Source organism: Halomonas sp. BMC6 (genome assembly GCF_964204995.1).
Lineage (GTDB): Bacteria > Pseudomonadota > Gammaproteobacteria > Pseudomonadales > Halomonadaceae > Vreelandella.
This window is the reverse complement of sequence record NZ_CAXNSH010000001.1, coordinates 3,675,421-3,689,390: the sequence shown is the minus strand read 5'-3', so window position 1 is coordinate 3,689,390 and position 13,970 is coordinate 3,675,421. Positions and strand designations below refer to the sequence as shown.

14 protein-coding genes and 1 riboswitch are annotated in these 13,970 nt (G+C 59.8%); of the genes, 10 read left to right on the top strand and 4 right to left on the bottom strand.

Annotated features, from left to right (window positions below; all coding sequences use genetic code 11):
* Positions 1-45 precede the first annotated feature (45 nt).
* Positions 46-1,542 (top strand): CoA-acylating methylmalonate-semialdehyde dehydrogenase, encoded by a 1,497-nt coding sequence (locus tag AB6K10_RS17805; RefSeq protein ID WP_305946825.1) that lies wholly within the window; start codon positions 46-48, stop codon positions 1,540-1,542.
* Between the two features lie 49 nt (positions 1,543-1,591).
* Here AB6K10_RS17805 and AB6K10_RS17800 read toward each other — a convergent pair whose 3' ends face one another.
* Positions 1,592-2,281, bottom strand: a complete 690-nt coding sequence (locus AB6K10_RS17800) for a hypothetical protein (protein ID WP_159342857.1) — start codon at positions 2,279-2,281, stop codon at positions 1,592-1,594.
* Positions 2,282-2,455: 174 nt separating this feature from the next.
* Here AB6K10_RS17800 and AB6K10_RS17795 point away from each other — a divergent pair, with 174 nt between their 5' ends.
* From AB6K10_RS17795 to AB6K10_RS17780, 4 genes are all read left to right on the top strand, one after another.
* Positions 2,456-3,064, top strand: a complete 609-nt coding sequence (locus AB6K10_RS17795) for a peroxidase-related enzyme (RefSeq protein WP_339119483.1) — start codon at positions 2,456-2,458, stop codon at positions 3,062-3,064.
* A 44-nt stretch (positions 3,065-3,108) separates the two neighbouring features.
* Positions 3,109-3,212: riboswitch (TPP riboswitch) on the top strand.
* Complete coding sequence (locus AB6K10_RS17790) at positions 3,202-4,581, top strand: sodium:solute symporter (RefSeq protein WP_339119482.1); 1,380 nt, start codon at positions 3,202-3,204, stop codon at positions 4,579-4,581. It overlaps the preceding riboswitch by 11 nt.
* A gap of 74 nt (positions 4,582-4,655) precedes the next feature.
* Positions 4,656-6,086 carry a diguanylate cyclase gene (locus AB6K10_RS17785; protein ID WP_339119481.1) on the top strand — a complete coding sequence of 477 codons (1,431 nt, stop codon included), beginning with the start codon at positions 4,656-4,658 and terminating at the stop codon, positions 6,084-6,086.
* Between the two features lie 17 nt (positions 6,087-6,103).
* Positions 6,104-7,072, top strand: coding sequence for a magnesium transporter CorA family protein (locus tag AB6K10_RS17780; RefSeq protein WP_159342853.1), 969 nt, complete (start codon positions 6,104-6,106; stop codon positions 7,070-7,072).
* On the opposite strand, the gene AB6K10_RS17775 is transcribed toward AB6K10_RS17780, so the two are convergent.
* A complete protein-coding gene (locus AB6K10_RS17775; RefSeq protein WP_339119480.1) occupies positions 7,069-8,247 on the bottom strand; it encodes an MFS transporter in 1,179 nt (392 codons plus the stop codon). The two genes, AB6K10_RS17780 and AB6K10_RS17775, sit on opposite strands and share 4 nt — an antisense overlap.
* Before the next feature lie 164 nt (positions 8,248-8,411).
* Here AB6K10_RS17775 and AB6K10_RS17770 point away from each other — a divergent pair, with 164 nt between their 5' ends.
* The 3 genes from AB6K10_RS17770 to AB6K10_RS17760 all read left to right on the top strand — a co-directional run bounded on the left by AB6K10_RS17770 (position 8,412) and on the right by AB6K10_RS17760 (position 11,288).
* Positions 8,412-8,990 carry an NnrU family protein gene (locus tag AB6K10_RS17770; protein WP_339119479.1) on the top strand — a complete coding sequence of 193 codons (579 nt, stop codon included), beginning with the start codon at positions 8,412-8,414 and terminating at the stop codon, positions 8,988-8,990.
* 64 nt (positions 8,991-9,054) lie between these two features.
* On the top strand, positions 9,055-10,227 hold the full coding sequence (locus AB6K10_RS17765) for a zinc-binding dehydrogenase (protein ID WP_339119478.1): 1,173 nt from the start codon (positions 9,055-9,057) through the stop codon (positions 10,225-10,227).
* 11 nt (positions 10,228-10,238) lie between these two features.
* Positions 10,239-11,288, top strand: coding sequence for a proline racemase family protein (locus AB6K10_RS17760; RefSeq protein ID WP_339119477.1), 1,050 nt, complete (start codon positions 10,239-10,241; stop codon positions 11,286-11,288).
* Positions 11,289-11,302: 14 nt separating this feature from the next.
* Here AB6K10_RS17760 and AB6K10_RS17755 read toward each other — a convergent pair whose 3' ends face one another.
* Both AB6K10_RS17755 and arfB read right to left on the bottom strand, forming a co-directional pair.
* Positions 11,303-11,509: a DUF1289 domain-containing protein gene (locus tag AB6K10_RS17755; RefSeq protein ID WP_253017970.1), complete on the bottom strand. Its 207-nt coding sequence runs from the start codon at positions 11,507-11,509 to the stop codon at positions 11,303-11,305.
* A gap of 44 nt (positions 11,510-11,553) precedes the next feature.
* Positions 11,554-11,970 carry an alternative ribosome rescue aminoacyl-tRNA hydrolase ArfB gene (gene arfB / locus AB6K10_RS17750; RefSeq protein WP_159342847.1) on the bottom strand — a complete coding sequence of 139 codons (417 nt, stop codon included), beginning with the start codon at positions 11,968-11,970 and terminating at the stop codon, positions 11,554-11,556.
* A 108-nt stretch (positions 11,971-12,078) separates the two neighbouring features.
* On the opposite strand from arfB, the gene AB6K10_RS17745 reads away from it, so the two are divergent.
* Positions 12,079-12,690 (top strand): flavin reductase family protein, encoded by a 612-nt coding sequence (locus AB6K10_RS17745; protein WP_339119476.1) that lies wholly within the window; start codon positions 12,079-12,081, stop codon positions 12,688-12,690.
* A 103-nt stretch (positions 12,691-12,793) separates the two neighbouring features.
* Positions 12,794-13,951, top strand: a complete 1,158-nt coding sequence (locus AB6K10_RS17740) for an ABC transporter substrate-binding protein (protein WP_339119475.1) — start codon at positions 12,794-12,796, stop codon at positions 13,949-13,951.
* Positions 13,952-13,970 lie beyond the last annotated feature (19 nt).

Sequence of the window (13,970 nt, the reverse complement as noted above, 5' to 3'; positions counted from 1 at the left end):
CGCCTTATTCGATCCCATAACAAACACAACCCGAGGAAACGCATCATGTCTGTTCGTGAAATACCGATGTATATCGATGGCCAGCCAGTCATGTCCCAAAGCCAAGAGTGGCGCGACGTGGTGAACCCAGCGACTCAAGAAGTGGTCGCCCGGGTGCCCTTCTGTACGTCCGACGAGGTCGAGCGCGCCATCGCCAGCGCCAAGACGGCGTTCAAAGAGTGGCGTAAAGTGCCGCTGGGCAAACGCATGCGCATCATGCTCAAACTGCAGGCGCTCATCCGAGACAACACGGCGGAGCTAGCGGCACTGATTACCGAAGAGCATGGCAAAACCCTGCCGGATGCGGAAGGTGAAGTGGGGCGCGGCTTGGAAGTGGTCGAGCATGCGTGCTCCATTACCTCGCTTCAGCTAGGCGAGCTGGCCGAAAATGCCGCCAATGACGTCGATGTATACACCATGCACCAGCCGCTGGGCGTGGGAGCGGGCATTACGGCCTTCAACTTCCCGATCATGCTGCCCTGTTTCATGTTTCCGCTGGCTATTGCCACGGGCAACACCTTCGTGTTGAAGCCCTCCGAGCAGGACCCCAGCTCGACCATGCGGCTCGTGGAGCTGGCGCACGAAGCGGGTATTCCTGCCGGGGTCTTGAACGTGGTCCACGGTGGGCCGGATGTCGCTAACCAAATTGCCGACCATCAGGATATCAAGGCACTGTCGTTCATCGGTTCGACCCATGTGGGGTCACTGCTGTACAACCGCGCTGCCGCCGCTGGCAAGCGCATGCAGGCCATGATGGGCGCAAAAAACCACTGTGTCGTCATGCCGGATGCCAACCGTAGTCAAGCCATCGATAGCCTGCTGGGCTCTGCTTTTGGTGCCGCCGGTCAGCGCTGCATGGCGAACTCGGTGGTCGTGCTGGTGGGAGAGGCGCGCGAGTGGATCAAGGATATCGAAGCCGGTGCGCGCGGTATGACCGTGGGGCCGGGCACTCAGCGTGAAGCGGACCTAGGGCCGCTGGTATCGCCACAGGCCAAGGCCCGCGTCGAGCGCTTGATTACCGCAGGCGAAGCAGAGGGCGCCACGCTGCTGGTGGATGGTCGCGGCTACACGGTCGACGGCTACCCGGATGGTAACTTCGTCGGACCGACTCTGTTTTCCGATGTGACGGCAGACATGACGATCTATCGCGAAGAAATTTTTGGCCCAGTGTTGTGCGTCGTCAACGTCGAGACGCTGGACGACGCCATCGCTTTCATTAATGCCAACCCGAATGGCAACGGCACCTCGATCTTCACCAACTCGGGCTGGGTAGCACGGCGCTTCGAGACCGACATCGACGTGGGCCAAATCGGTATCAACGTGCCGATTCCAGTGCCGGTGGCTTACTTCAGCTTTACCGGCTCTCGGGCCTCGAAACTGGGTGACTTGGGGCCCAACGGTAAGCAGGCGATTGCCTTCTGGACCCAAACCAAAACGGTCACTGCCCGCTGGTTCGAGCCGGAAAACGTCTCAAGCGGTATCAACAGCACGATTTCGCTATAGCGCGCCCCGGGCGCAGTAAAGCGCCTCCTCGGCCGAGGAGGCGCGCAGCTCAATAACGTTCGAACAGCGGCAGGCTTTCCGAGAGCAGTTGGGCGATGGGACCCAGCTGACTTTCGTGAAGGACTAGCAAATAAGGCGCGTCCTGCTCCTCGCTGATGGGCACCAGCAGCGCAAACTCACCCTCCTCTAAATGAAACTCATGGATCTCGCGAGGGCCGTGGGGGGTGTCGCACTGGGAGCAGCGGTAGGTGTCATCTTCGCCGTAAACCAAGCGGTGGTACATCTTGAACAGCGTGTAGAGGGCGAGCCCACCTTCGAACGCGGGCCAACGGGCCGGCGTTTCGCGGATGTCGTCGGTCAGTGCGTTGCCATCTGCTTCGGCATCGGCAATGGCGTCGGCTAGCGGCTCGGCCAGGATGGCGGTTTGATCCGCAGGCAACGGTGCGTTTTTCTCGGCAGCCGTAGCGAAGCGCGTCACGGCAGCATCGAAATCTGTCAGGCTGTGCAGGGTAAAGTCGGCGTGCTGCAGGTCGGCGGGTTCGAAGCCACCGTTCTCCCAGCCGTGAATCACACGAAGCGTTACCTGACCTCGCTTCATGGGGCGGGCCAGCAGGGTGTGAAGCATGACGCGGATATGCAGCTGACGCTCATCCGTATCGTTTTCGAACGCACGGTAAGGGTCGGCGAACAGTTCATGCAAACGCCCTGGCGTGTGCTCTTTTGCTTCGGAGTATGACATGGTGGTTTCCCTGTTAGTACACCGCTTGGCTAATAGCGTACGGCTCTTATGACATTAAATCATTAAGAGTATGGCGAGCGTTAAGGCGTATTGAAAGACTCTTTAGTTAGCAATTTGTTACGAGTAAACGCCATTCAGCAGTTAGGCGCCACGTTACAAAAAACAGGAGTGCGTATGTCTGTCTCGATAAGTCGATTTACACTTCCTGAGACGCTAGAAGAAGTTCCCGAGGATATCCGGGAAGCCATGTTAGCGGTGCAGGAAAAAGCGGGCTTCGTACCCAACGTATTTCTCATGCTCGCGCATCGTCCCCAGGAGTTCCGTGCTTTTTTTGCCTATCACGATGCGTTGATGGAGCGGGCGTCCGATACGCTGACGAAAGCGGAAAAAGAGATGATCGTCGTGGCCACCAGTGCCCGTAATCGCTGTTTGTACTGCGTTGTTGCCCATGGCGCGCTGGTGCGTATTTATAGTAAAGACCCTTTGCTGGCGGACAATATCGCCATTAACCATCGCGTGGCGGGACTCAGCGAGCGTCATCGGTTGATGCTCGATTTTGCGCTGCATAGCGCCATCGAGCTGGGGGAGTTTTCAACCGAGTGGCAAATGCGCCTGGAAACCGTTGGGTTTACCCTGGACGACTGTTGGGACATTGGCGCCATTGCGGCCTTTTTCGGCATGTCCAACCGCTTGGTGACGCTGGCGGGAACGCCGCCCAACGCCGAGTTCTATACGATGGGGCGCGTCCCCAAACAGCCGGAGGAGAGTGCTCGACAGACCTGAGACTTTACTAATGCGCTAGTTTGATTGAGGATGTCGCCTCCATTCACTGTCGCCAGGGGAGCCCCATCGGGGCTGAGAATGCGCGTAACGCAGACCCTGGAACCTGATCCGGTTCGTACCGGCGGAGGAAGCGCGACATGCCTTACCTAACGTCTCTCGTATTAGGCGCAGCGTTGTGCTGCTTTGCTTTTTTGGGCCTTCGGGCCCGCTTTGGTGGCAGCTCGTTGGATGACTATGTCACCGCCCGCAATTCTCAAACCGCGTCTACCTTGGGGCTCTCCTTTTTGGCCTCGGGTATGGGGGCGTGGATTCTGTTTGCGCCCCCGGAAATTGGCGCGTTCGTGGGCCCCGTAGCGCTGCTGGGCTATGCGCTTGGCTCGGCGCTGCCTTTCATCGTGCTGGGCCTTTATGGCCCCAAAATACGCCAAGCGCTGCCGGAAGGGCGCAGCATCGCCGAGTTTGCTGATACGTGCTACGGCACGGGCGTGCGCCGCTTCGTCGCGCTCGTTTCCGTGGCTTACATGGGCTGCTTCCTGGCTGCTGAACTCACCGCCATCGGGGCGATTACCGCGCTACTCTCCGACGTGCCTCCTGCCGTGGTCATCATCGGGGTGGCGCTCACCACGCTGGTCTACACCGTGATGGGTGGGCTTCGGGCAAGTCTCGCCACCGACCGCTGGCAAGCGTGGCTGCTTTTGGCACTGCTGCTCGCCGTCGCCAGCGTAACGCTCTGGCGACTACCCAATATGCCGAGTGACGCACAACTCCCGTCGCTCCCCATCGGTAGCTCGCTCAGCGTCGCGTTGACGCTGGTGATCGCCGTGACGGCAGCGAACTTGTTTCACCAAGGCTATTGGCAGCGGGTATGGGCGGCCCAAGACGACGCGAGCCTGGGGCGCGGTGCCTTGCTGGGCGGCGGCCTGACCGTTCTGGTCGTCATGGTGATCGGTGGTGTTGGCATCATGGCAGCGATGAGCGGGGTCAGCCTCGGCGAGCCGCCCATGCCGTTTTTTGCGCTGCTTAGCGATGCCCCGGTATGGATCACGCTGCCATCCCTGGTCCTGGCCGTCACGCTGGTCACCTCGAGCGTCGACACTTTACAAAACGGTATTGCGTCACTGTGGGCCAGCGGCCACCGGCCCGAGGCCCTCAACAAAGCGCGCTGGCTCACCGTGGCCATCATGCTGCCCGTGATCATGATTGCTTTACAGGGGCTGTCGGTGCTGCGGCTGTTTTTGATTGCCGACCTGCTGTGTGCAGCGATCGTGGTGCCGGTGCTGCTGGGCTTGTGGCAACGAATGACACCGACGGCTGCGATCAGCGGTGGGCTAGCGGGGCTAGTAGGCGCCGTGCTGCCTGGCTGGCTGAGTCAAGGTAGCGTCAGCGCGGGAGTATTGGCCGCGACGTTCCCCGGTAGCGTACCGACACTGGGGCCGTTCGTGGGGGCGCTGCTGCTCTCCACGGTGGTGAGCGTGGTGTGGGCCGGGTTGACCCCGCGGCGTATCGCCGTGCGTTAAGTGGGGCGTTGAGCAGAAAATTCCGTTTCACGGTATGCTGTTAGGGGACTGATGACCACTTAGGTGTGATCGCCATGAGCCACCTGTTACCCCCTAACGAAACCGCCCGTTTGGCTGCGCTTAACGAGCTGGCCCTGCTGGATACGCCGAACGAGCCCGTTTTCGATCGCATCACGCGGTTGGTCACCGTGCTGCTCGGCGTTCCTAAGTCCACCATCAGCTTGATCGATACCGACCGTCAATGGTTCAAGTCGCAAGTAGGCATGGAGTTCTCCGAGAGCCCCCGGGACATGGCATTTTGCGCCTATACCGTGCTGGAGGACGAACCGCTGGTGGTCGAAGACGCTCAGAGTCACGAGCGCTTCGCTACCAATCCCATCGTGACGAAACCCGGCGGCATCCGTTTTTATGCCGGGATACCGTTGCGCAACTCCCATGGTCTAGTGCTTGGATCGCTGTGTGCGATGGATACGCAGCCGCGCCAGTTGACTCCTCAGGAACAAGCTGCGATGCAGGATTTGGCCGATATCGTGATCGGCGAAATTCATCTGCGCGAGCGGCTCATCAACGAGCAGAAAATTCGCGCTGCCACTCAGCAGTCGCTCACGGCGCTTCATCAAAGTCTTGAACAGCGTATTGAGCAGCGCACGCGTGAGCTCAATTTGGTGATCGAGTCTGCCTACGACGCCTATCTGAGCATCGATGCGCAGGGGCGCGTGTTGGACTGGAACCGGGCCGCCGAAAGCATGTTCGGCTGGAGCCGCAAAGACGCGTTGACGCGCCCACTCACCTCGCTCATGTTCCCACAGGGGCTGACCTGTGACGACGCCGCGATGCCCTTGACCTGCGACGCCATACGACGAGACGGGGTTCGCTTGCCGGTCGAGGTGCGGCTAAAGAGCTTTGAAGTGAATGGCCGCCCGCGCCGCAGCGTCTTCATCCACGACATTACCGAACGCCAGCAGCTTGAGCGTCTGCGTGACCAGCAGGCCCGAGAGGACGTACTGACGCGCTTGCCCAATCGTCGCGCACTGGATGAGCGGCTTCCCGAAGCGATGGCGCGGGTACGTCGTACCCTGGCGCCGCTTGTCGTGCTGTTTCTGGACCTCGACGGGTTCAAGCGCATCAACGACCAGCACGGCCACGGCATGGGCGATGAGCTGCTGCGTGAGGTCGCGCAGCGCCTTCAGAACGCCGTCCGCGAGACGGACTTCATTGCCCGTTGGGCGGGAGATGAGTTCGTCGTACTGCTCGAAGGGGTGACTACCGAGGCTCTTGAACCGTTGGCAAACAAGCTGATTCAGGTGATCGAAGAGCCGCTACACGTGGGGAGTGCCACGCTGCGAGTGAGCACCAGCATTGGCGTGGCGCTGTTCGTGCCCAACGCGGCTGAGACGCCACAGGAGCTGCTGAAACGTGCCGACGACGCCATGTATAACGCCAAACGCGCAGGTAAAGCGCGTGTCGCGTTGGCGCGTCCGGCGGATACCCCCAACCCTCTTTAACGAACCCAGGGACGCGTATGATTCGTTGTTTATTGACCACCCCAGAAGGCGATGTGCGTGAGGGCGATTTGAGCCTGATGGACGAGTGGAAACGCATGCCCACGGCACATCTGTGGGTCGATATGAAAGGCGAGAGCGAAACGCAGGAGCGTGACGTGCTAGAGCGTTTCGATTGCCACCCCATGGCGATCCAAGATGCTCATAAAGAGCGCCACCCCCCAAAGATCGAAGAGTTCGACAATCACACGCTGATCATCTATCGCGGTATTTCGTCGTTCGATGCCCAGCTCAATTTCGTGCCCCAGCAGGTCTGTTTCTTTGTTGGCGAGCGTTTTCTGGTCACGCTGCACCCCGGCGAGGCGCTCAGTATCGAGCGTTTATTCAATGAGCACGGCAAAGCCCTGCTGGCCCAATCGCCCGAGCAGGTCGCGTTAAGAGTGATGTATACCTCTGCGGGCTTTTACATCGACAGCTTGCTGGAGTTCGAGACGGAGTTGAGCGATCTCGAAGATGAGCTGCTGGAGAACGGCAACGATGTGTTGATGCGTAAAATCACCACTTATCGTTCTCGTCTGGTCAAAATGCGCCGCATCTTCAGCTACCACAAAGGCATCACACAAGAGCTGACGGCGTATGATTACGCGCATTTACCCCGAGGCGAAAGCGAAACGCTGCATGCCATTACCGATGTCGAAGAGCGTTTCGAGCGACTCTATACGCTGACGCAGATGTACTACGACATTTGTGGTGATTTGGTCGATGGCTATATCTCCATTTCGTCTCACCAGCTGAACATCACCATGCGCGTATTGACGGTGATTACCGCTATTTTCGTTCCGTTGACGTTTATCGCCGGTATTTACGGCATGAATTTCGAGTACATGCCTGAACTGAGCTATCAGTACGGCTACTTTTTCGTTTGGGGCGCCATGCTCGGAATTGGTGGGATTCTCATTTGGCTGTTCAAACGGAAAGACTGGTTTTAAAGCCCTTGCCGAGCCGTCAACTGCCGCAGACGGTACGCCAGCAGCATCAGCCCCAGTGCAATCAGTAGCCAAAGCGTGGCCAGTAGAATGGGAAACGCCTGGGCCCCCGCCATATCCAACAGTGGGCCGGTCAGTGACGGGATGACCAGCGCACCGCTGCCCGCAGCGGTGAAGATGGCGCCGGTGGTGCGTCCTCGCATGACGATCGACTGGTTGCACAGCGCAAACAGCGTGGGGAAGAAAGCCGAGGCGGATAGGCCAAACAGCAGCGCGCCGACGCTAAGCGGCAGCGCGTTGGCGTGCAGCCCTGCCGCCGCGCTCAACCCCAGCGCCAAGCAGCCGGCAAGCACCTGCCAAGGTGAGCAAACGCGCAGCAGCGGAATCGCCAGCAGACGCCCTGCCGATAGCGCCAGCCAAAACAGCGTTGCCAGCAGCGCCGCCTGCTCGGTGCTCAACCCAGAGAGCGTGCCATACGCGGTAACCCAACCGGCGAACGTAATCTCGATGCCCACATAAACGGAAAACAGCAGCATGAATAGCCCCAGCAGCAGCGGGTCTCGGTGCTTGAGGGCGGCCGCGGTGTCGGGATGAGGGTCGACGGTGGGCATGGTCGGGCTGACGAAGCGGGACAGCGGCCACAACATGACCGCCACGCTAGCCGCAACGATCCAAAACGTGAGATGGAACTGCCCGGTGAGCGATAGCGCGGCAATCATGATCAGCGGCGTCAGCATGTTGCCGAAACTAAAGCAGAAGTGCAGGGCGCTCACGTTGGGGCCTGCCGCATCTCGATGCAGCCATAGCAGCAGCGTGTTGCCTCCCGCGTTGAGCGATACCTCCGCAAACCCCAGCAGCATGAATAGAAGCGTCAACAGCAGCAAAAGCGGGCTAAGCGGAGCCACGGCTAGCCCAGCTACCGCCAGCACGCCCATCATCACCAGCACGCGGTGGCCGTTGAAGCGGTCCATGAGCAGCCCGGTGACCATCGCGCCGCTCATGTTGCCCACGGCGCGTGCGGTAAACAGCACGGCGATCTGGCTCATGGAGGCACCGCTGACCTCGGCCAGGTGCGGCAGGGCCGGGCCAAGCAGGCCGCCGGTCATGCCAATGGCAATGAACAGCCCAAAATAGGTCCAGGTGAGACGGCAATGGTACGTCGAGGGGAAGTGAAGCATACCGATCCTTGGCGAGGGCAGAGGCACAGTCAGTCGTCTAGCTTGACGGGTTTTGCTCTCCATCACTATTGGCGAAAAGTTGACGCCGCGCCATGTGGTTTGCCAAGGAGTGTGGCATGCTCCCACTCGACCAACGACTTGCAACTCACCGGAGAGTGACCACCATGACCCTCATGATCTTAGGCCTGCTGATCTTTTTAGGCGGGCACTCGGTACGTATCTTTGCGGAATCCTGGCGACAGCAACAGATCGCTAACCGTGGCCAGAGCACGTGGAAGCTGGCTTACTCCGTGGTGGCCCTCATTGGCCTTGCCATCGCCATATATGGCTACGGTCAAACGCGCCTCGACCCTATCCACCTATGGTTTCCGCCGATGGGCTTACGCCATGCAGTGGCGCTACTGATGCTGCCCGCCTTCATCATGCTGGTGGCGGCGTATGTGCCGGGCAATGCGATCAAAGCCAAGCTGGGCCATCCGATGATGCTGGCCGTCAAAATTTGGGCGTTTTCGCACCTGCTTGTGAATGGCCGACTAGGCGATGTGCTCTTCTTTGCTGCGTTTCTCGTCTGGGCAATCTTGGCGTTTAAAGCCGCGAAACAGCGTAGCCGTCAACAGCCCGCTGCACCGGCATCGACCTCGCTGGCGGCGACGCTGGCCACGGTGGCGATCGGCGTAGTGGCGTATGCCCTGTTTGCCTTCTACTTACACCCGGTGCTCATCGGTGTGCCGGTCTTCGGCTAGTCCCTTGAACCTCGCCCGGCGTTTGTTATTGTCGCGGCATATCCACTGAATAAGGAGCCCACCCATGGCCCATACGGATAACAGCGCGGCGATACCGGCCACGATGTCAGCGATGCTCTTAACCGGCCACGGTGATGTGGACGCGCTGCAGTACCGCCAAGACGTGTGCACGCCACAACCTGGCCCCGGCCAGGTGTTGGTGCAGGTCACGGCCACGGCGAAAAACAACACCGACCGCAAAGCACGCGAAGGGCTATACCCCACCAAAGGGAAAGAGGACGTCACTTCGTTTGCCATGGGCGGCTCCCCAACGCTGACGTTCCCTCGCATACAGGGGGCCGACGTGGCTGGGCGGATCGTCGCCGTGGGGGAGGGCGTTGACGCCCAGCGTATCGGCGAGCGCGGTCTGCTGGATTTCAACCTATACGCCGACGAGCGTCGTGACATCAACCTGACGCCGGACTACTACGGCCACGGTGCCGATGGCGGCTACGCCGAGTACGTGGCGGTGCCTGCCGACCAGTTCCACCACGTGGCCAACCCCGAATTGCACGATGCGGAGCTGGCGGCCATGGGCATGTGCTCCTATCAAACGGCCTACCACATGATGACTGCCGCCAACGTTCAGGCGGGCGAGCGCGTGCTGGTCAGCGGTGCCAGCGGAGGGGTCGGCACGGCATTGATTCAACTCTGCCGCATCGTCGGCGCGATTCCCTACGCCGTCAGTCAGCTTGATAAAGCCGACGCGCTGCGCGCGCTCGGCGCAGAAGCGGTGATAGATCGCGGTGACTTACCGACGTTTGTCGAGCGTGTGTTGGCAGAAACCAAGGGGCAAGCCATCGATGCCGTGATGGATCTCGTGGGCGGTGAGATGACCGACCTGTTTATCGACACCATGATTGGCGATATGCAGCGCCGCACCACGTATCCTCGGCTTTCCATTGCCGGTGCCAGCGGTGGCAATCTTAGCGAGATTATGTGGACCCGCATTTATCTGTATCAGGTGCAGATATTCGGGGTCTCCCACGGCACTCGCGAGGAGGCCGAGCAGCTAATCGCCTGGATTCGTAGCGGTGAGTTGAAGCCGGTGCTGCACGGCGCGTTCAAACTCTCGGAATTACATCAGGCCGAGCGCTACTTTGTGAACCGGGGCAGCAACTACCTGGGGAAAATCGTTATTGTCCCCGATGCTCAGTGGGACACCCACGGTGCACCGTTTGCCATTACCACTGCCTAGGAGCCGGGTGAGTGAAAAACCTTCATACGATTCAATTGTTGGACACACATGCCGGGGGCGATGTGAGCCGCATCGTCACTGGCGGTATCGATACGCTGCCCGGTGCCACGGTTCGCCAGCAGATGGAGTACCTGCGTGACGACGCCGATGGGTTGCGCCGTTTGCTACTGGAAGAACCTTACGGCATTCCCGAAATGTCGGTGGATCTATTGGTGCCCGCCACCGACCCAGAAGCAGTTGCCGGGTACATCATCATGGAAGTGATGGGTTACCCAATTTACTCGGGCTCGAACACGCTGTGTACGGCGACGGCCGTGCTGGAGACCGGTATCGTGCCCAAGCAGGAGGGGGTTCAGCGCTTCAAGCTGGAAGCCCCGGCGGGCTTGGTGCAAATCGAAGCGCAGGTGCATAACGGCGTGGTGGAATCCGTGACTTGCGAAGGCTTGCCCAGCTATATCGACACCTACCGCGACACCATCCAAGTCCCGGGTATCGGTGAAGTGACTTACTCGGTCGCTTACAGCGGCGGCTTTTACGCCCTGGTCGATGCCGAGGCGCTGGGCTTCAAACTGGTGCGTGATGAAGAGCAGGCGCTGGCGGCGTGCGCTCACAAAATCGTCGAGGCGATTCAGGCGCAGCGCGGCTTCTCCCACTACACCCTCGGGGATGTGGGGCCGCTGCCGTTTTTGCACTTCATGGGGCCAGAAGAGCCGGTGGCGGAAGGCTATATCCGCTCTCGCTCCACGACGTATGTTCACCCTGGCGTGATTTGTCGCAGCACGACGGGCACCGGTACGTCGGCACGGCTGGCATTGATGAATTACGAAGGGCGGTTAAAGCTGGGCGACAAGTTAGAAACGATATCGCTGCGGGAGACCGGTTTCATCGGTACCTTTACCGGTACGCATCAAGAAGGCGCTTACCAAGTAGTAGAAAACACCATTACCGGACGCAGCTACGTGCTGGCGGAGTCTAATATTGTCATCAACTGCGATGATCCGATGGTGGCCTGTGGTGAACTTCACCATATCTTGAGCGACCGCCACGACGAAGAGCGTTGAGCGATCCCAAGCGTTCACTCTGGGGCGGCATCATCGGACTGCCGCTCGACATAGCCCGCTTGTTCGATACGTTCCCACACCGGGGCCTTCTCGGCCTCGGTCATGCTTCCCCAGCAGGCAATTTCATCCAGCGTACGTCCGCACCCTTTGCACATCTGGGTGCTTGGCACGATTTGGCAAACGTGGATACAGGGCGAAAGCGGACGGGGTGTCGTTGGCATCAAGGTCACTGTGTCAGGTAGAGAGTAAAGCGGCGCGTGCAGCGCTAGCTCACCGGCACTTTACCACGCAGCGACTTGATTTTGCCTTTGCGGGTTTTGTGATCGACCCGGCGGCGCTGGGAGCCCTTCGTGGGTTTGGTGGGACGGCGCGTTTTGGGCTGTTTGGCTACGCTCTTGATCAGCGCCTGAAGACGCTTCAAGGCATCCTCTTTGTTCAGCTCCAGCGTGCGGTAACTCTGGGCTTTGATGATCACCACGCCCTCTTTGCTAATGCGCTGATCCGAGAGGGCCATCAGCCGCTCTTTGTAAACCGGCGGTAGCGTCGAGCGCTGAATGTCGAAACGCAGGTGCACGGCAGAGGCGACTTTGTTGACGTTTTGACCGCCAGCCCCCTGCGCGCGAATTTGGCTCAAGTCGATTTCCCAATCGGCCAAGCTAACGCTGTTGGAAATAGTGAGCATTCAGATCCTTCGTCTTTCAATGTGCGTACAAGGCTAACACACTTGACAGGGGGCGGGCGTCGGCGGCCTATTAAGGGCATCGTTATCACCCAGTGATCAGGAGCGCCCATGGATACCCTACTTGAACAGTCCCCTCTCAGTGCAGGCACGCTCTACCGCTTGCTGTCGGGCAGCGTGTGCCCAAGGCCCATTGCGTGGGTGGCCACCCAAGACAAGCACGGTAACGCCAATTTGGCGCCGTTCTCGTTTTTCAACGTCGCCAGCATCGATCCACCCATCTTGGCGTTTTCGCCTTTGCTGGATGGTAGCGCGCAGCCCAAAGATACGCTGCGCAACTTGGCAGAGGTCGATGAGTGCGTGGTGCATGTAGGCACGGAAGGGCTGGTCGACGCGCTCAACACCACCAGCGCGAGCCTGCCCAGGGGGGAGGACGAGTTCACCCTGGCAGGGCTCGAGAAGGCCGCCATGCCGGGCGTTCGCGTGCCTCGCATCGCAGCAGCCCCGGTGGCGTTTGGCTGCAAGCTGGTGGACGTGGTTCGCTTTGGCGACCGGCCGCTGGCAGGCAGCCTGGTGCTGGCGCAAGTCGTCGCGATACATATCGACGATGCGCTCTGGGATGGACGGCATGTGGATATGGAGGCGCTCCAGCCCATCGGCCGTTTGGCTGGGAGCGACTACGTGCGTATCACCGACCGTTTCGCCATCGAACGCCCCTCCTAGTCCAAGACACGTTTTATTACATTCTGTTTAAAGCTAGCTAGGCTTAAGTCGTATATTCTTCCGCCGATAAGAGAAAAAAGCATCACGATGTGGGGGAGAATCGATGCGACGAATCACGACATGGCTCATGACGGCGGGACTATTGGCCGCACCACTGGCGCACGCAGCGCTTGAGGTTGGCATGGTGGCCCCAGCGAGCGGCAGCGCGGCGCCGTTGGGCATCGGCATGCAGCAAGGGGTGCAGGCCTATTTCGCCCAACTCAACAGCGAAGGCGGCATCGATGGAGAAACGCTCAGCCTAACGACCTTCGATGACCAATACTCGCCGTTGCTGGCGGCCAAACACACCCGCGACCTGGTGGGAAATGACAACCTGTTGGCGGCCATCGGCAACGTAGGAACACCCACCGCCGCCGTCACTATACCCATCTATAACCAGGAAAAGACGCTGCTATTTGGGGCCTTTACCGGCGCCGGTATTTTGCGTCGCTCCCCGCCAGACCGCTACGTGATCAACTATCGGGCCAGCTACGTGCAAGAGACGGCGACGATGATCGAGGGGTTGTTGGCCGCCGGTATCGAGCCTGAGGAAATCGCATTTTTTACCCAGAACGATAGCTTCGGCGATGCGGGCTACAACGGCGCGATTCGCGCGCTCAATGCGCAGGGCTTTTCGAACACGTCTCAGCTCGTGCATGGCCGCTTCACTCGCGGTACGCGTAACATTCACCAAGGTCTTGCCAGCATTCTGCAAGCGCCGGTCACTCCTCGGGCGGTGATCATTGTCGGCACGTTTGGCCCCGCTGCGGATTTCATTCGCGAAGCACGACAAGACCTGCCCGATGCACTGTTCCTGAACGTCTCGTTCGTGGGTAGCCAAGCGCTGCTGGACACGCTCGGCCCGCTGGCCGAAGGCGTCATCGTGACGCAAGTCGTGCCCCCGTTGGACGCCGACCTGCCTGCGGTCGAAGAGTACCGTCAGGCACTGGCGGAATTCGCGCCCAATGCCAGCCCGGACTTTATCTCCTTGGAAGGCTATTTGGCCGCCAAACTGTTTGCCGAAGGCGTCAAAGCCGCAGGTGATCATCCTGATCGTGAAGCCATCGTGGATGGCCTGCTGAGCCTGGGCAGCATCGATATCGGCGTTGGCGAGCCGCTGACGCTAGGGCCGAACGACCATCAAGCCAGCGATGCCGTATGGCCCACCATTATCCGAAACGGCCAGTTCGAGCCGGTGGATTGGAACAACTTAGTGCAGTAATCGTGGTTCCATATTCCGT

Excerpts from the sequence above, each read along its gene's own strand:
- AB6K10_RS17805 (WP_305946825.1), top strand. The coding sequence starts at position 46 with ATGTCTGTTCGTGAAATACCGATGTATATCGATGGCCAGCCAGTCATG.
- AB6K10_RS17800 (WP_159342857.1), bottom strand. The coding sequence starts at position 2,281 with ATGTCATACTCCGAAGCAAAAGAGCACACGCCAGGGCGTTTGCATGAA.
- AB6K10_RS17795 (WP_339119483.1), top strand. The coding sequence starts at position 2,456 with ATGTCTGTCTCGATAAGTCGATTTACACTTCCTGAGACGCTAGAAGAA.
- AB6K10_RS17790 (WP_339119482.1), top strand. The coding sequence starts at position 3,202 with ATGCCTTACCTAACGTCTCTCGTATTAGGCGCAGCGTTGTGCTGCTTT.
- AB6K10_RS17785 (WP_339119481.1), top strand. The coding sequence starts at position 4,656 with ATGAGCCACCTGTTACCCCCTAACGAAACCGCCCGTTTGGCTGCGCTT.
- AB6K10_RS17780 (WP_159342853.1), top strand. The coding sequence starts at position 6,104 with ATGATTCGTTGTTTATTGACCACCCCAGAAGGCGATGTGCGTGAGGGC.
- AB6K10_RS17775 (WP_339119480.1), bottom strand. The coding sequence starts at position 8,247 with ATGCTTCACTTCCCCTCGACGTACCATTGCCGTCTCACCTGGACCTAT.
- AB6K10_RS17770 (WP_339119479.1), top strand. The coding sequence starts at position 8,412 with ATGACCCTCATGATCTTAGGCCTGCTGATCTTTTTAGGCGGGCACTCG.
- AB6K10_RS17765 (WP_339119478.1), top strand. The coding sequence starts at position 9,055 with ATGGCCCATACGGATAACAGCGCGGCGATACCGGCCACGATGTCAGCG.
- AB6K10_RS17755 (WP_253017970.1), bottom strand. The coding sequence starts at position 11,509 with ATGCCAACGACACCCCGTCCGCTTTCGCCCTGTATCCACGTTTGCCAA.
- arfB (WP_159342847.1), bottom strand. The coding sequence starts at position 11,970 with ATGCTCACTATTTCCAACAGCGTTAGCTTGGCCGATTGGGAAATCGAC.
- AB6K10_RS17745 (WP_339119476.1), top strand. The coding sequence starts at position 12,079 with ATGGATACCCTACTTGAACAGTCCCCTCTCAGTGCAGGCACGCTCTAC.
- AB6K10_RS17740 (WP_339119475.1), top strand. The coding sequence starts at position 12,794 with ATGCGACGAATCACGACATGGCTCATGACGGCGGGACTATTGGCCGCA.